Here is a 15,235-nt window from a genome sequence, read left to right as displayed (position 1 = left end):
GGCAGGAGCATATGCAAACTGAGCCGCCGGGGCGCCCGTCCCTAACCTCCGCAGGAACGCTTCTCCGCCTTCGGCCCGGAATGATTCTTCGATTATCGCGGACTAGTTGCAGTTGCAACCAGGCCTTTTTTGGCTGTGCGATAGCACTCGGCTCGTCGCATGTGGGGCACGCTTGGAACACATGGAACACAGTAAAGGAATTGAAATCGAACCGCTTGCAAACCGGCCGGTGAGCGGGTTTGACGATCAGGGCGCGGGGTGAAACCATGCCCCGCTTGTAGCGCGGCATCGGCCATGTAGGACAGCGTCAGGCAATCGCCGCAATTGCCCACACCATTCCCACGATCAGGAAAATGCCAATCAGATCGAGCAATGCACCGGCCTTCACCAACCGCTCGATCCTGAGGCGCCCGGTCGACCAGGCGATGGCATTGGGGCCGGTGCCTGCGGGCAGGATGAATCCCCAACTGGCGGCCAGCGCAGCGGGCATGGCCAGCAGCACCGGATCGACCCCCAGCGCCACGATCAGGCTGGCAATCACCGGAATGATCCCGCTGGCGGTGGCAACGTTGCTGGCAAACTCGGTCACCAGAATAACCATCGCCACGACAGCCAGCGCCACCAGCAGCAGCGGCACGGCCTCAAGCGGCAGCAACGCCTGGCCCAGCCATTCGGCGAGCCCCGACGATTGCATACCCGCCGCCAGCGCCAGCCCGCCGCCAAACATCATGATTACGCCCCAGGGCGCGCGGTCGGCCTCCTTCCACACCAGCAGCGGACGTCCGGTGCCGTCAGGCAGCAGGAACAGCGCCAGGCCGGCCACGATTGCAATGGTCCCGTCGGTCCACGAATCTTCGGGAAGATAGGGGCTGACCAGCGGGCGGGTCATCCAGGCCAGGAATATCAGCGCCACCAGCGGTACCAGCCGCTTTTCCGGTGCGGACCATGCCGCATGGGTGTCAATCGCCGCGCGCGCCTTGGCCACGTCGAACGGATGGCTGGCGACCTGCTGCACCCGGGCCACGACCCAGGCGGCAATCGGTATGCCCAGGATCACCACAGGCACGCCGTAAAGCGACCATTGCGCAAAGCTGATCTGCACCCCTGTGATGGTGTCGAGCAGGCCCACTGCGATGGCATTGGTGGGGGAGCCGACCACCGTGCCTAGCCCGCCGATGCTGGCGGCAAAGGCGATGCCCATCGGCAGCGCGCCGGCCAGGCCCTCCTGTTCATCGTCGGACAGCCCGCCGCCGGCCAGCACAGCCATGGCCATCGGCATCATGATCAATGTGGTCGAGGTATTGGAAATCAGCATCGAAAGCAGTGCGGCGCTGATCATGAAGGCCAGCAGCAGGCGCGCCTGCCCGCCGCCTGCGCCAACCATGCGCAGGATGGCCAGGCTCAGCCGCTTGTGCAGCCCCGTCCGCTCGATCGCCAGCGCCAGAAATGCGCCGCCCAGGATCAGGAACAGGATCGGCGAATAATAGCTCGAGGCGACCTTGGTGGCACTGCCAACTCCGCTGAACGGCAGCACCACGAAGGGTAGCAGCGCGGTGACGGTGAGCGGGACGGCCTCGGTCATCCACCAGGCGGCCATCCACACCACCAGCCCGGCAACCAGCCAGGCTTCGCCGCTCATGCCGGAGGGTGGAGTGATGAGTGCGGTGAGGGCAAAGGCCAAGGGGCCGAGAACAAGGCCAATCTTGCGGGCTGTCATGTCCTGCCGGCCCCCCTTGCGCCAGTGGCGGCGCTTTACTTAGGTGCCAGCACCATCAGCATCTGGCGCCCTTCAAGCCGCGGGAATGCCTCGACCTTGGCGATTTCTGCCACATCGTCCTGCACGCGCTTGAGCAGGTTCATGCCCAGTTCCTGGTGCGCCATTTCGCGCCCGCGGAAGCGCAAGGTCAATTTCACCTTGTCGCCGTTTTCGAGGAACTTGGTCACATTGCGCATCTTCACGTCATAATCATGCGTGTCGATATTGGGACGCATCTTGATCTCCTTGATCTCTTGCGTCTTCTGGGTCTTGCGCGCTGCGTTGGCTTTCTTCTGCGCCTCGTAGCGGTATTTGCCGACATCGAGGAACTTGGCCACCGGCGGGTCCGCATTGGGGGAAACTTCAACCAGGTTCAGGCCCAGTTCGTTGGCCTGCTCCATAGCTTCCTTCGTGTACATGACTCCGAGGTTTTCTCCCTCGTGATCGATTACACGCACTTTGTCGGACTGGATGAATTCATCGTAGCGAGGGCCGCTTTTTACTGGCGGGGCCATCGAACGCCGGGGTGGACGGGCTATGTGGGTTCTCCTGTAGTAGCCGTGATTCTGTGTGGGTGGCTATGTAGGGACAAACGCTGGCGAACGCTAGGCCGTAAACTCACACACAGGACGCATGAGGCACCCAAATGGCAAACAAATCGGGCCGAATGGCGCGCCTGGAAGGCTGATTGTCTTTTTCAGCGTCATTCGGCTTGAGATGAAAGCCATTTGGGCGTCCCGTAGGGATTTGGTCAAAATGGCTCGCTGCTGCGTCGGGTTGAATTGAAATATTGACATATTCCCGCTCCACCCCTCCTTGCAGCAAACCATTTTGCCTCAAACCTCAAATGTCCTGTGTGTGAGTTTACGGCCTAGGGGTTAGGCAGCCTCGCGCCAAAGCGGCAATTGCACCAGCTTTCCTTTTGCGGAAAGCACGGCGTCGATCCGGCTTGCGGGGCTCAGCGCGGCGCGGATTTCCGCTGCGCCTGCATCCATGCCGCCAGTGAGCGCACCAAAGGCGGGCAGGATCATCCGGTCAGCGCCCATCGCCCCCCGGCTCAGCACCCCGCATGGCCGGCTGATATGCCGCTCGCGCAGTTTCAGTCGCAGCTTGGGGTGGAAATGGCCCGACAGTTCGGGCCGTGTTTCGCCCGCCTGTGCGATATGGCGCAGCACGATCCCGCCGATTTCCAGCTCTTCGGCCAGCGCGCCGCCAAAGTCGCGCTGCATCTTTTCATCATGATTGCCGGTGATCCACACCCAGTCTAGCGCGCGGGTCAGCGCCTCAAGCATGCCGCAGGCGTAAGGATCGAGCCGCTGCGCACCGGCATCATCGTGGAAATTGTCGCCCAGCGTGATCACCCGCCGCGCGCCGGTTTGCTTTACGGCATCGGCCACCCGCTCCAGCGTTTCGCGGCTGTCATAGGGCGGCAGCATCGATCCGCGCTCGGCATACCAGCTCGCCTTTTCCAGATGCAGATCGGCCACCAGCAGCGCCCGCTCGCGCACCCAGTAAAGCGCGCGCCCCTCGGTCAGCAGCATTTCCTGCCCGGCCAATTCCAGCGGTGCGAACGAAACGGGAACCATTGCTCTCCCTTGCCGCGACTCACAGGCTTTGGCAAGGGGGAGGCATGAGTGATTGGACAGCCCAGACCACCCGCGCACAGCAATGGTTCGAAAGCCTGCGTGACCAGATTTGCGCCGCCTTCGAGGAAATCGAGCGTGAGGCCGGTTCGGATGCGAGCTTTACCTATACCCCGTGGCAGCGCGAGGAAGAGGGCAATCCCGATCCCGGCGGCGGGGTGCAGGGTTTGATGAAGGGCAAGGTGTTCGAGAAGGTCGGCGTGAATGTTTCGACCGTGCGCGGCAATTTCGCACCAGAATTTGCCGCTTCGATCAATGGCGCTTCGCCTGAAAGCCCCGGCTTCACCGCAACCGGCATCAGCCTGGTGGCGCATATGGCCAATCCGCACGTGCCCGCCGTCCACATGAACACGCGCTTCCTCACCACCCAGGCGGCCTGGTTCGGGGGCGGGGCGGACCTCAATCCGCCGATCCCCTATGACGAGGATACGGCGGATTTCCACGCCCGATTCCGCGCCGCCTGCATGGCGCACAATCCCACCTATTACGAACGCTTCAGGAAATGGGCTGACGATTATTTCTTCATTCCGCACCGGGGAGTGCATCGCGGCGTGGGCGGGATTTTCTACGACCACCTCGAATGCACCGATGACGCAGCGTTCGAGCGCAATTTCGCCTTTACCCAGGATGTGGGCAAGGCCTTCCTCGATATCTTCCCGCAGCTGGTGCGCCGCCGGATGGGGAGCGAATTCAGCGAAGCCGAAAAGCGCCAGCAGCTCGAATGGCGCGGGCGCTATGCCGAGTTTAACCTGGTCTATGACCGGGGCACGCTGTTCGGGCTCAAGACCGGCGGCAATATTGACGCCATCCTGATGAGCCTGCCGCCCGAAGCGGTGTGGAGCTGAAGCCGCCACCCTAACATGCCCAAGGAAATGATATGAGATCGATCTTGAAGCTGGCCGCGCTGCCGGCGCTGTTGCTGCTGGCAGGCTGCGTGCCGCCGGATACGATCCCGCCGCCGCGCATGTTTGCGCCGGTGCTGACCACGCCCGATGCGGTGGATACGTCGAGCTATGCGCAGCCGCAGGAAGCGCGGGTAGCGCATGTCGCGCTCGATCTGGAACTCGACTTCGCGCAGCAATCGGTGCGCGGAACGGCGACGCTCGACCTTTCTGTCCCTGGCAAGGCCGGGGAACTCGTGCTCGACAGCGACGGGCTGCTGATCGATCGGATTACCGACGCCTCAGGGCGCAAGCTGGCTTGGCGGCTGGGCGAGGCGCAGGGAGAGAAAGGCGCGCCGCTGATCGTGGACATCGGCTATACGCCGCGCGTCATCATCCACTATGCCGCCAATCCGCAAGCCTCCGCGCTGCAATGGCTCAGCCCCGAACAGACGGCGGGCAAGCAGCACAAGTTCCTGTTCAGCCAGGGGCAGGCGATCCTCAATCGCAGCTGGATTCCGACGCAGGACAGCCCCGGCATCCGCCAGACGTGGGAGGCGCGGATCGTCGCTCCCAAGCCGCTCGATGTGGTCATGTCGGGCATCATGCAGGGCGAGCCGGAAGATCTGGGCGATGGCAGGCGTGCCTTCCGCTTCGCGATGGACAAGCCGGTTGCGCCCTATCTGATCGCGATCGCAGCGGGTGACATCGATTTCCGCGCCATCGGCCCGCGCACCGGCGTGTGGGCGGAACCCGCCATGCTCGATGCGGCCCATGCCGAGGTGATCGAGACCGAGGCGATGGTGGAAGCCGCCGAGGCGCTCTACGGCCCCTATCGCTGGGGCCGCTATGACATGATCGTGCTGCCGCCGGCCTTCCCTTATGGCGGGATGGAAAACCCGGTGATGACCTTCCTCACGCCCACCTTCATCGCGGGGGATCGCAGCCTGACCGGCCTCGTCGCGCATGAACTGGCGCACAGCTGGTCGGGCAATCTCGTTACCAATGCGGTGTGGGGCGATAGCTGGCTCAACGAAGGCGTGACCTCCTATTTCGAGAACCGCATCGTCGAGGAAATCTACGGCGCAAAACGGGCGCGGCAGGAAGTCGCGCTCGATTACATGGCGATTATGGAGACCCTGGCCGAAGTTGGCGCTGATGCCCCCGGCACCGCGCTGCACCAGCCCGATGGAACCGAAAGTGCTGGCAGCGCGATTATCTACAACAAGGGCGCGGCATTCCTGCGCACGCTGGAGCAACAGGTCGGACGCGAACGGTTCGATGCCTGGCTGCGCCAGTGGTTCGACAAGCATGCCTTCCAGCCCGCAACCTCGGCGATGATCTACGAGGACCTGAAGCTGAACCTTGCCGGAAGCGAGGCAGAGGCCGAGCGGCTGCGCTTGCGCGAATGGATTTATGCCCCTGGTCTGCCCGAAAACGTCGCCAAGCCGGATCCCGCCGCCTTTGCCGCGATCGATGCGGCAACGCTGGCTTACGCCCAGCATGGCACGATACCCGCCGGGTGGGCCGGATGGGTTTCGGCCGAGCGCCAGCGCTTCCTCCAGAACCTGCCGCAGACCCTTGCAGCTGAGGATCTGGCACGGCTCGACGCGGCGCTGGGCCTGTCGGCCAGCGGAAATAACGAGGAGCTTTTCCTGTGGCTCGATCTGGCACTCGCCAACCGTTATGAGCCTGCCGTGCCGCTGGCCGAACGGTTTCTTGCCGAAGTGGGCCGGACCAAGTTTGTCCGCCCGCTTTTTGCGACGCTGATCGGTGAAGGCGACTGGGGCAGGCCGATCGCCCGCCGCATCTATGCCGCAACGCGGGCAGGTTATCACACGGTCACGCAGCGCGCGGTCGATCGTGTGATGCAGGAGGCCCCGCCGCCATCCTGATGGGCCTGGAGCGCCCCGCGCTAAAGCTTCGTCATTCGGCCCCGGTGGGAGCGGCCGGTGCATAGACCCGCACCCAATCGACCAGCATGGCTATCTCGCCGGTCCTGATCTTTTCGACCGTGGCTTCGGGCACGCCGTTGTATGGCTTGTCGATGCCATTGGTCTTGAATGGGTAGGCGCCGCCGACGGCAAAATTGAGGATCAGGTGCTTGGGCGTATCGAACCGCCATTTGCCATAGTGCTCCACCATCGGGCGGGTTGCGCGATAGAGCACGTGCCCGTCGACCTCGAAGGTGATCTGCTCGCTGGTCCATTCAACCGCATAAACATGCCAGTCGGTCACGTCCTCGCCGTGTGGGAAGAAGAACTTGTTCACCAGCGGGGTTTCGCCTGAATAGCCGGGGCCATGCAGGGCCACGCCGATCCAGTCCTTTTCGCCAACATATTCCATGATGTCGATTTCGCCCGTGTCAGGCCACTTGCCATTGCCCAGCAGCCACCAGGCGGGCCACACGCCTTCCGCATCGGGCATGCGGATGCGGGCTTCTGCGCGGCCATGGGTAAAGTCGAACTTGCCCTGGCTGTTCACCCGGCCGGAGATGAAGTCCGCCTTGCGATCGGGATGCGGGTCCACTCCGGGCCGGTAAAGCGGGCGCAACATCAGCACACCGCCGTCCGCCCCCGAGATGCCGTTGACCAGGCTGAGCACCGAGGGGTCATCGACATAGGCCTGCTGCTCGTTATTGACCCAGAATTGAGGGCCGACCACGTTCCACTTTCCCCGGTCGAGCGCGGCGTCATCAAATTCGTCGGCAAAGATCAGCTGGCGGGGCTGCGCGGGCGTTTCCTGCGCGAGCGCGACCGACGGGCTGAATGCCAGCGCGGCGGCCGTGGCAGCGAGTAAGATTGTCTGGTCGATCCGCATGGCGCCCTCTCTTTGCGCATTATTTGTGAGAACGTTCACAATTAACATGTGATGCCGATTTGTCCATATCGGCCAAACCATTCGCCATGTGCAAGTTTTTGCATTGCAATAATATGCGCTGCACCGCACATTTATAAGGCAATGCTGCGCCAGTATGAACTAGTCGAACGGGTCCTGAGCTATGACCCTGACGCCGATGAGGCGGCGCTCAACCGCGCCTATGTCTATACTGTGCAGAAACACGGCACGCAAAAGCGCGCCAGCGGCGATCCCTATTTCAGCCATCCGGTCGAAGTTGCCGGGCTGATGACCGATCTCAAGCTTGACGTGCAGACCATCATCACCGCGCTGCTGCACGACACGGTCGAGGATACGCTGGCGACGATCGAGGATATCGAGGCCAATTTCGGCACCGATGTGGCGCGGCTGGTCGACGGGGTGACCAAGCTTTCCAAGATCGAGCAGATGGCGGAAAACGAACGCGCGGCGGAAAACCTGCGCAAGTTCCTGCTCGCCATGTCCGAGGATATTCGCGTGCTGCTGGTCAAGCTGGCTGACCGGTTGCACAATATGCGCACGCTGCATTTCATCAAATCGCCTGACAAGCGCCAGCGCATCGCGCGCGAAACGATGGATATCTATGCCCCATTGGCAGAGCGGGTGGGCATGTATGAATATATGCGCGAGATGCAGTTGCTTGCGTTCGAGCAGCTTGAACCCGAAGCCTATGCCACCATCACCAACCGGCTGGTGGAATTGCGCAGCCAGGATGGCGGGCAGGTCGATGCAATCGCGCTCAAGATCAAGCAGGCGCTGGCCGAAGCGGGCCTGCATGTCGAGGTTTCCGGGCGTGAGAAGCACCCCTATTCGATCTGGAAGAAGATGGCGGAGCGGCACGTCAGTTTCGAGCAGGTGACCGACATCATGGCCTTCCGCGTGATCTGCGAAAGCGAGGCTGACTGCTATTCCGCGATGGGCGTGCTCCACACCACCTGGCAGTTCCTGCCGGGCAAGTTCAAGGACTATATCTCCACCCCCAAATCGAACGGCTACAAATCGCTCCACACCTCACTGATGTATGAGAATTCGATGCGGGTGGAGGTGCAGATCCGCACCCGCGCCATGCACATGACCAATGAGTTCGGGCTGGCAGCGCACTGGGCCTACAAGCAGGGTGACAGGCCCGATGGCGCGGTCGGCTGGCTGCGCGATCTGATCGAGATCGTCGATGCCAGCCACGATGCCGACGAACTGCTCGAACACACCAGGATGGCGATCTACCAGGACCGGATCTTCGCCTTCACCCCCAAAGGGGCGCTGTTCCAGCTGCCCAAGGGCGCAACCCCGGTCGATTTCGCCTTTGCCGTGCACACCGATCTTGGCGCGCAGGCAGTTGGCGCGAAGATCAACGGGCGCCATATGCCGCTGCGCACCCAGCTGGCCAATGGCGACGTGGTAGAGATCATCAAGCGCAAGAATGCGGAACCGCAGCTTTCCTGGTTGGGATATGTCGTTACCGGCAAGGCGCGTGCCGCGATCCGCCGCGCGGTGCGGCTCAAGGAACGCGCCGAGATCGCGGAAATCGGTTCCAAGCTGTTCGAGGAAATCGCCACCCGCGTACCAGCGCGGATCGGCAAGAAGGCGCGGCACGACGCAGTCGAGCGGCTGGGCCTGATCGATGAGGAAGACCTGATGTTCGCGATTGGCGCGGCCAAGCTGACCGATCGCGAGGTGATGGAGGCGCTGGTGCCGGGCTGCACCGCCGAATTCGAGGATGACGCTGACTGGACGCGGCGCGAACATGCGATTTCGATCCGCGGGCTCACTCCCGGCGTCGGCTTCCATCTGGCAGAATGTTGCCACCCGGTGCCGGGTGATCGGATCGTGGGCCTGCGAAAGAAGGGCGAAGCGGTGGAAGTCCACGCGATCGGCTGTTTCGAACTTGCCAATGGCATCGATGCCGACTGGCTCGATCTGAGCTGGGGCAAGCGTTCGCAGGGGGCGGTCGGGCGGCTGCGCGTCACGCTGTATGACCGGCCCGGCACGCTGGCCGAAATGGCGGGAATTTTCGCGCAGAACCACGTGAATGTGAAACGGCTCGACCAGGTCGAGACCGATCACCCGTTCACGACTTACGACATCGACAATGAGGTGCAGGACCTGGCGCATCTCACCCGCGTGCTCAGCGCATTGCGCGCCAGCGACGCGGTGGCACAGGCCGAAAGAATATAACCGGAGCGGATTTGATGGCTGTAATCGGGGTCGACCACGTCCAACTCGCCATCCCCGCCGGGGGTGAGGATAAGGCGCGGGCCTTCTTCACCGGACTGCTCGGCATGCGCGAAGTGCCCAAGCCCGCCAATCTTTCGCCCAAAGGCTGCTGGTTCGAAAGCGGCGGAGTGAACTTGCATATCGGGGTCGATCCGGAATTTCGCCCGGCAAGGAAGGCGCATCCCGCGCTGCTGGTGGATGATCTGGCAGGGCTGCGTCAACGGCTCGAGGAAGCGGGCGTAGAGACCCGTGATGACAAGCCGGTCGCAGGCTATGAGCGCTTCTTCACGCAGGACCCATTCGGCAACCGGATCGAGCTGATGCAGAAGAATTAGAGCAGCTCCAGCTCCACCGGCACCGGATCGCCCGCCGCCAAGTCTTCCGCGCGCATCACTTTCTTGCTGACCAGCAGCACCCACTCGCGTTCTTGTTGCCCTACCGCTTCGCTACTTGAGGGCGCGGACTTGTTCTGCGGAAACACTGACGTTTTCCATTGCGTCTCGCCGATCTGCGCGATCACCTTGACCGATCCGAAGCCGCGCTGGCGCCCGTATTCCAGCCGGTGCAGCCGCGCGTGCATCGCGATCGCCTCTGCCGCCTCGCCGGTGATGACAAGTAGGTGATAGGTGCCGCGGTCGCCCTGCCAGCGGGTGAGCGGGGCGGCATGGCTGAGAATATCCGTCATTCTATTCCCCTCCCCTTGGGGAGGGGCAAGGGGTGGGGGTTCGGCCTATCGCAGGTGACGGACACCCACCCCCAACCCCTCCCTCAAGGGAGGGGAGCGGGTCAGTCACCGGTCGCCACCCGCCGCACCGGCACCGGTATATTGCAGATATCCGCTCCGCCCGCCGGCGCAATGAAGAAGGCATCGCGGCGATTGGCGCGCGCCTCGGCATATTTGGCGAAAGTAGCGCCTTCGGTGGAGAGATATTCAAAAGCGGGCCGCTCGCCAGCAGGAAGGTCGGCGGCAATCCGCACGGTCAGGATCGGCGTGCGCTTGTCCGCCTCGAAATCTGCGTAGAAGCCCAGATCGCCTTTGCCGCGCGGCAGGGAGGAGAGGTGCTCCATCCCCTCGATCACCCGCCCGACCAGCGCGATGTTGCGGTCAAGATGGCGCGGCGCATGGCCGATTACGGTGTAAAGCTCCGCGCCGCTGCCGGTGTCCGGCGAATAGTTTCGCCCCACGCCGACCATGCCGTAACAGTGGACGGGCCATTCATTCCCAGCACCATCTTTGTTCAACTCAAATGCTGTTGGCCAGCCATCAAAAAATTTCGCTCCGTCTGAGTAAAGATCATCGACAGTTGGTCGGGGATGCCAAAGTGAGATCTCACCGCGACTTGGTGGTGTCAGGTCTAAGTCGTTGGAATAATCCGACTCCCCCATCACCTTCAGCCCCTCAGGCAAGGGCTTCGGCTTACCCGTCGCTTCGGGATTGTCGTAGTTCGGATCGCCCCATTGGACGACGTAATTGTCCTGCACCCGGTTGACGCTGATATTGTCATACCACCCACTACGCGCGAGCAGCCGGATGTTGTCCACCCAGCCTTGGCTGAACGGCGCGGGCATCAGCTGGATCACCACCTGCCGTGCATTGCCTTCGCTATCTGGGGCAAGCGTCATCACCAGCAGGTCTTCCGCCGGGATGCGGATCCATTCATCGGCTGCGGCCTGCGCAACGATCTCGTTCGGCGAGGGGGCGGTGGCGGCCTGCTCCTGCGCATGGGCAGGAATAGCAAGGGCGAGTGCGGCAAGGCCGGTGAGAATGGTTTTCATGGCGCGCAACCTGCCACCGGGCGCGGACAAGCGAAAGCCCCTTTCCACGCGTTTTCGGGGGCGGAAAGGGGCTACGCGAGCGGTGTTCGCAGGGAATGCCGATCCGCGCAGCACCGCAGCGAGTCGGCATATACCACATCAACCCGCCTTGCGCAGTACTTCCCGAGCCGCTAGGGGCGCTGCCTTGTCTGATCGGGGCTTGTACGATCAGGCATGCGGAGCGGTGGCCGAGTGGTCGAAGGCGCACGCCTGGAAAGTGTGTATAGGGCAACCCCCTATCGTGGGTTCGAATCCCACCCGCTCCGCCACCTAGTCTCCTGTTTTCATTGAAAAGTCGGTCCGGACTAAGTTGCGAACTCGAACTACGGTTTCGGTGTTCCGTGTTTTCTCCGGGTACCGTTTTCGCGATTTTCGCCAGAATGGGGATCCTAGAATTCTCCTGGTACGGGATCGGGAAATTTGAGGCGAGATAATGGGCGCTTACGCCAATCCCGTATCTCGAGTTCGAAAGACTAGACGCTCCGCCACCTAGTCTCGGCCAATTCTGACATGTGAGAGTTTGGCGCGTAGAACCCCGCAGTTCTGCGCCTTTCTGGCTGTCATCCGGTACCACGGAGAGCGACATCAGGAGAAAATTCGGGCCCGAACGGCCGGTTTTCTCTGTGGCCCTTTGGCGTGGTACCGGATTGCCTGTTTTCCGTGTTATGGGCCAAAAAACACGGAAAATCACAAAAACAATACGGAAGACGAGCGCCGGCGGATCCTGTTCGCATGAGAGATCAACTAGTTGGCGGGAGGTTGGTTTGCGCCAGCTTGCGCCAGAACACGCAAAAGCCCAGCCTGCATGTGCGGACCGGGCTAGCGAGTAATCGTCGTTCAGACGATGGTCAGAGGTGCTTCAGCAGCATCTTGAACTTGTGATAATCGGTCGCGGCAAGGAACTGGACGGTTGAGTCAACCTGGTCCTTGAACTCGCAGTATGGAAAGCTGAACAGTTCGGCTTCATAGGCTGGTAGCCAGGGAGCCTCCTCAGGTAGCCAGACCTTGCCTTGCTCGAACTTCACGGCCTGCTGTTCGGTGCGTTCGACCTTGCCTTTAGAGGGCGTGAGACTGACCAGCCATTGTTGCCCATCGAGCTCGCGGATTGTCTCGATCAGGCTGATGCCGCTGGCCTTCTTTTCGACGATGACCAGCTTCGCCTTGCGTGTTGCCTTGAGTTTGTAGACCGCCTTGACGAGGTCAGGAAAGCTGGGGCGCTTGCGCCAGACATCGAGCAGGTAGAACCCGTCGGTACACATCGCCCAGGTTGAGCAGGCAGTCCAGGCATTGTCTTCATCGCCTTCGTACGCCGTATCCCAGCTCTGGACGATTGCCTTGATCCGGGATGGCTTGGGAGGCGTCTCGTAGCGCCTGACCCATTGTTCCTTGATAATCGCACCGCCAGGCGGAAGCGGGCTCTGGTTGAACTGGGCTTCGAAATCGAACTCGCCCATCTTCTTCTTCTGCTCCTCAAGATCGCTCAGATTATGGCGTTCCGGCTGAAGAATGCGACCGGCCTTGAACTGCGCCTTGAGGCCGCCCTCGACGATATCGAATTCCTTGGTCGTTGGTTGGATCGCCGGGAGGATCAGCTCCTCCCAGCCGCCCGTCTCAATGATGTGGCCGGGAAGATCATCCTGGTGCAGCCTTTGCGCAACGACGACCAACCGGCCCTTCTTGGGGTGATTGAACCGTGTGTGGATGGTTGACCGGAACCACTCGACGCTCTTGGCACGAGCGGTGGGCGAGTGTCCTTCATTCGCCTTGAGCGGGTCATCGATGATGATCACGTCCGCACCGAGCCCAGTGAGCGTCGCGCCCGTTGAGGTAGCAAAGCGGTAGCCGCCGATGGTCGTGCCGATCTCGGTCTTGTTCTGTTGTTTGGGATCAAGATGGGTGTTTGGAAATACGCGCCTGTACCATGGTGACTTCATCAGTTTGAGGCAGTAGCCACTGAACTTTTCAGCAAGGTCGGTACCGTAGGAAGCACAGATGATCCGCATCTTGGGGTCTTGGCCAAGCAGCCAGGCCGGATAGGCAATCGAGATCAGGTAGGTCTTGAGATAGCGCGGCGGGATGCAGACGAGCGCTTGCCTGACGTCGCCCTTGAAAACCTTCATCAAGAGGAAGCAGATGATCGCTATATGGGGCGCCATGATAAGCTTGCCCGGCTCAAGGATCGGGAAAGCACGGATGGCAAAGGCAAAGAAGTCCCTGCGGCAAATGTCATCGACGATGTGGCGTAGCTCGAAGGGATCAGCCATCATTCTCCTCCTCGTCAGATTGTTTGAAAACCTTGAATGTCTCTTTCAGCTTGAGCCATTCCTCGAGCGTATCGAAGTCGGCTGCGGACTCCTGCTTGGTTGGCGGGATGGTCTCACCGGGATCGAACTTCTCATCAAGCCCCAAGAGCATGGCGATGGCCTTGAGGTCGCCTGATGCGGCTTTCTGTGCGAGCTGGTGATAGGTCAGCTCCTGCTTGGTCATCTTCTGGGTCTCGCCGTCGAAATTGACGGTGATCTTTTTCTGGACCGCTTCCTTCCAGAGTGTCTTCTGGTTCTTCGAGCCCTTGGGGCGTCCCTTGGGATTGGGGGATGGCTCCCCCTTCTTCCACCAGGTGTCAGGGTCGGTCTTGCCCTTGGCCCATTTGGAGGGCTTCTTGTTGGGATCCTTAGCCATGGCTTGTCTCCCCTTCCAAGAGACGAACCCTTGCCAGCTCGTCGAAGGTCAGCCCGGTCTCGATGTGAATGGCTGGTATACCCGTCTCGCGCTCCCAGCGGCGGATGGCCCGGTCGACATATTTGGGGTCGAGCTCAATCCCGCAGCAGATGCGGCCGGTGTTCTCGGCAGCAATCAGGGTCGTTCCTGACCCAAGGAAGGGATCGAGCACGATTTCGCCGCGATTGGTAACGTCGAGCAAGGCATCCTCGACCAGCGGTACGGGCTTCGGCGTGGGATGATCAGCCAGCGCCTTGGCTGACGAGGAGCCTGGTCTGTTGGCGCCGGGATAGTGCCAGATGTTGCAGCGATCGCGCCCGTGTTTGCCTAGCTGGATGTTGTTGGTGGCAGGCGTCTGGCCATTACAGAACACCGCAATCAGTTCATGTGCATTGCGGTAGAGCCCACCCATGCCTCCTGATGGTGCTGTCAAAGGGATGGCGACCTAACGGCCGGCTTGCTAATCCTAGCGGATGAGCAAGCCCAAGAGTCCGTTCGCCTACTTCCATTCGTCTCCCGAAGTGATCCGCATGGTTGTGATGCTCTATGTGAGGTATCCGCTGTCGCTGCGGAATGTGGAAGACCTGCTCTTCGAGCACGGGATCGACATTTGCCATGAAACCGTGCGGCTGTGGTGGAATAGGTTCGGTCCGATGTTCGCAGCGGACATCAAACGGCAGCGGATCAACCGATTGAAGGGCTTCACCCAGTGGCGCTGGCATGTCGACGAGGTCTTCGTGAAGATCAATGGCGAGACCCACTACTTGTGGCGAGCCGTTGATCATGAAGGTGAGATCCTGGAGAGCTATGTCACGAAAAAGCGGGATAAAAAGGCCGCACTTCGCTTCTTCAAGAAGACGCTGAAGCGGTACGGAAAGCCGGAAGCGATCGTCACCGATGGCTTGAGATCCTACCCAGCGGCGATGCGAGAGCTTGGCAATCTTGAACGACGCGAAATGGGACGCTGGCTGAATAATCGGGCTGAAAATTCACACCTGCCCCTGCGCCGACGAGAGCGGGTGATGCTGAGGTTTCGACAAATGAAAACGCTCCAGAAGTTCGCGTCGGTCCACGCGAATGTGTACAACCACTTCAACGCAGAACGTCATCTTATCGATAGACAAACCTACAAGACCCGCCGCTCTGCCGCATTGGCTGAGTGGCAAACTCTTATGGCCTGAGTAGGTGCTGGAGAAGGGCAAGCTCTGCCAAGTGGAGAGCAGTCAGCGTCGGACTGATGATGTGGATGGCCCCTGTACCCGACATAGGTGAGTCGTATTGTGGGCTGTTGTCGAAGCACCCCACGGAAAGGACCATCCACAATGGAGATT

The 15,235-nt window shown here is 61.2% G+C and carries 14 protein-coding genes and 1 tRNA gene; 6 read left to right on the top strand and 9 right to left on the bottom strand.

Annotation, left to right across the window (positions count from 1 at the left end):
* Positions 1–307: 307 nt before the first annotated feature.
* The 3 genes from ACX2DJ_RS00075 to pdeM all read right to left on the bottom strand — a co-directional run bounded on the left by ACX2DJ_RS00075 (position 308) and on the right by pdeM (position 3,342).
* Positions 308–1,717, bottom strand: a complete 1,410-nt coding sequence (locus ACX2DJ_RS00075) for an SLC13 family permease (RefSeq protein ID WP_462570285.1) — start codon at positions 1,715–1,717, stop codon at positions 308–310.
* 35 nt (positions 1,718–1,752) lie between these two features.
* Positions 1,753–2,271 (bottom strand): translation initiation factor IF-3, encoded by a 519-nt coding sequence (infC, locus tag ACX2DJ_RS00070; RefSeq protein WP_462570284.1) that lies wholly within the window; start codon positions 2,269–2,271, stop codon positions 1,753–1,755.
* A 363-nt stretch (positions 2,272–2,634) separates the two neighbouring features.
* Positions 2,635–3,342, bottom strand: coding sequence for a ligase-associated DNA damage response endonuclease PdeM (gene pdeM, locus ACX2DJ_RS00065; RefSeq protein ID WP_462570283.1), 708 nt, complete (start codon positions 3,340–3,342; stop codon positions 2,635–2,637).
* Between the two features lie 44 nt (positions 3,343–3,386).
* On the opposite strand from pdeM, the gene hemF reads away from it, so the two are divergent.
* Entirely contained in the window at positions 3,387–4,244 is an 858-nt protein-coding gene (hemF, locus tag ACX2DJ_RS00060; protein ID WP_462570282.1) for an oxygen-dependent coproporphyrinogen oxidase, read from the top strand.
* Between the two features lie 32 nt (positions 4,245–4,276).
* Positions 4,277–6,175, top strand: coding sequence for a M1 family metallopeptidase (locus tag ACX2DJ_RS00055; RefSeq protein WP_462570281.1), 1,899 nt, complete (start codon positions 4,277–4,279; stop codon positions 6,173–6,175).
* Positions 6,176–6,206: 31 nt separating this feature from the next.
* On the opposite strand, the gene ACX2DJ_RS00050 is transcribed toward ACX2DJ_RS00055, so the two are convergent.
* Positions 6,207–7,100: a glycoside hydrolase family 16 protein gene (locus tag ACX2DJ_RS00050; RefSeq protein WP_462570280.1), complete on the bottom strand. Its 894-nt coding sequence runs from the start codon at positions 7,098–7,100 to the stop codon at positions 6,207–6,209.
* A 141-nt stretch (positions 7,101–7,241) separates the two neighbouring features.
* Between ACX2DJ_RS00050 and ACX2DJ_RS00045 the strand changes: the two genes are divergently transcribed.
* Positions 7,242–9,332 (top strand): RelA/SpoT family protein, encoded by a 2,091-nt coding sequence (locus tag ACX2DJ_RS00045; RefSeq protein WP_462570279.1) that lies wholly within the window; start codon positions 7,242–7,244, stop codon positions 9,330–9,332.
* Between the two features lie 14 nt (positions 9,333–9,346).
* Complete coding sequence (locus ACX2DJ_RS00040; protein WP_462570278.1) at positions 9,347–9,706, top strand: VOC family protein; 360 nt, start codon at positions 9,347–9,349, stop codon at positions 9,704–9,706.
* Here ACX2DJ_RS00040 and ACX2DJ_RS00035 read toward each other — a convergent pair.
* On the bottom strand, positions 9,703–10,056 hold the full coding sequence (locus ACX2DJ_RS00035; RefSeq protein ID WP_462570277.1) for a DUF1905 domain-containing protein: 354 nt from the start codon (positions 10,054–10,056) through the stop codon (positions 9,703–9,705). The genes ACX2DJ_RS00040 and ACX2DJ_RS00035 overlap by 4 nt on opposite strands.
* A 101-nt stretch (positions 10,057–10,157) precedes the next feature.
* Positions 10,158–11,147, bottom strand: coding sequence for a peptidylprolyl isomerase (locus ACX2DJ_RS00030; protein WP_462570276.1), 990 nt, complete (start codon positions 11,145–11,147; stop codon positions 10,158–10,160).
* Positions 11,148–11,364: 217 nt separating this feature from the next.
* Here ACX2DJ_RS00030 and ACX2DJ_RS00025 point away from each other — a divergent pair.
* Positions 11,365–11,455, top strand: a tRNA-Ser gene (locus ACX2DJ_RS00025).
* 579 nt (positions 11,456–12,034) lie between these two features.
* On the opposite strand, the gene terL is transcribed toward ACX2DJ_RS00025, so the two are convergent.
* From terL to ACX2DJ_RS00010, 3 genes are read right to left on the bottom strand one after another with little or no spacing between them, the layout of a single operon-like run.
* Positions 12,035–13,453 carry a phage terminase large subunit gene (gene terL / locus ACX2DJ_RS00020; RefSeq protein ID WP_462570274.1) on the bottom strand — a complete coding sequence of 473 codons (1,419 nt, stop codon included), beginning with the start codon at positions 13,451–13,453 and terminating at the stop codon, positions 12,035–12,037.
* Complete coding sequence (locus ACX2DJ_RS00015) at positions 13,443–13,865, bottom strand: DUF5681 domain-containing protein (RefSeq protein WP_462570273.1); 423 nt, start codon at positions 13,863–13,865, stop codon at positions 13,443–13,445. The genes terL and ACX2DJ_RS00015 overlap by 11 nt, the downstream gene beginning before the upstream one ends.
* Positions 13,858–14,316, bottom strand: a complete 459-nt coding sequence (locus ACX2DJ_RS00010; RefSeq protein ID WP_462570272.1) for a DNA-methyltransferase — start codon at positions 14,314–14,316, stop codon at positions 13,858–13,860. The genes ACX2DJ_RS00015 and ACX2DJ_RS00010 overlap by 8 nt, the downstream gene beginning before the upstream one ends.
* A 61-nt stretch (positions 14,317–14,377) precedes the next feature.
* Here ACX2DJ_RS00010 and ACX2DJ_RS00005 point away from each other — a divergent pair, with 61 nt between their 5' ends.
* Entirely contained in the window at positions 14,378–15,085 is a 708-nt protein-coding gene (locus tag ACX2DJ_RS00005) for an IS6 family transposase (RefSeq protein ID WP_462570271.1), read from the top strand.
* The last annotated feature ends 150 nt before the right edge of the window (positions 15,086–15,235 follow it).

The sequence above is a fragment of the Altererythrobacter chaiwopuensis genome, from assembly GCF_054957755.1.
Note: the sequence above shows the minus strand (reverse complement) of the source record. Positions and strands in the feature narration are given on the sequence as shown.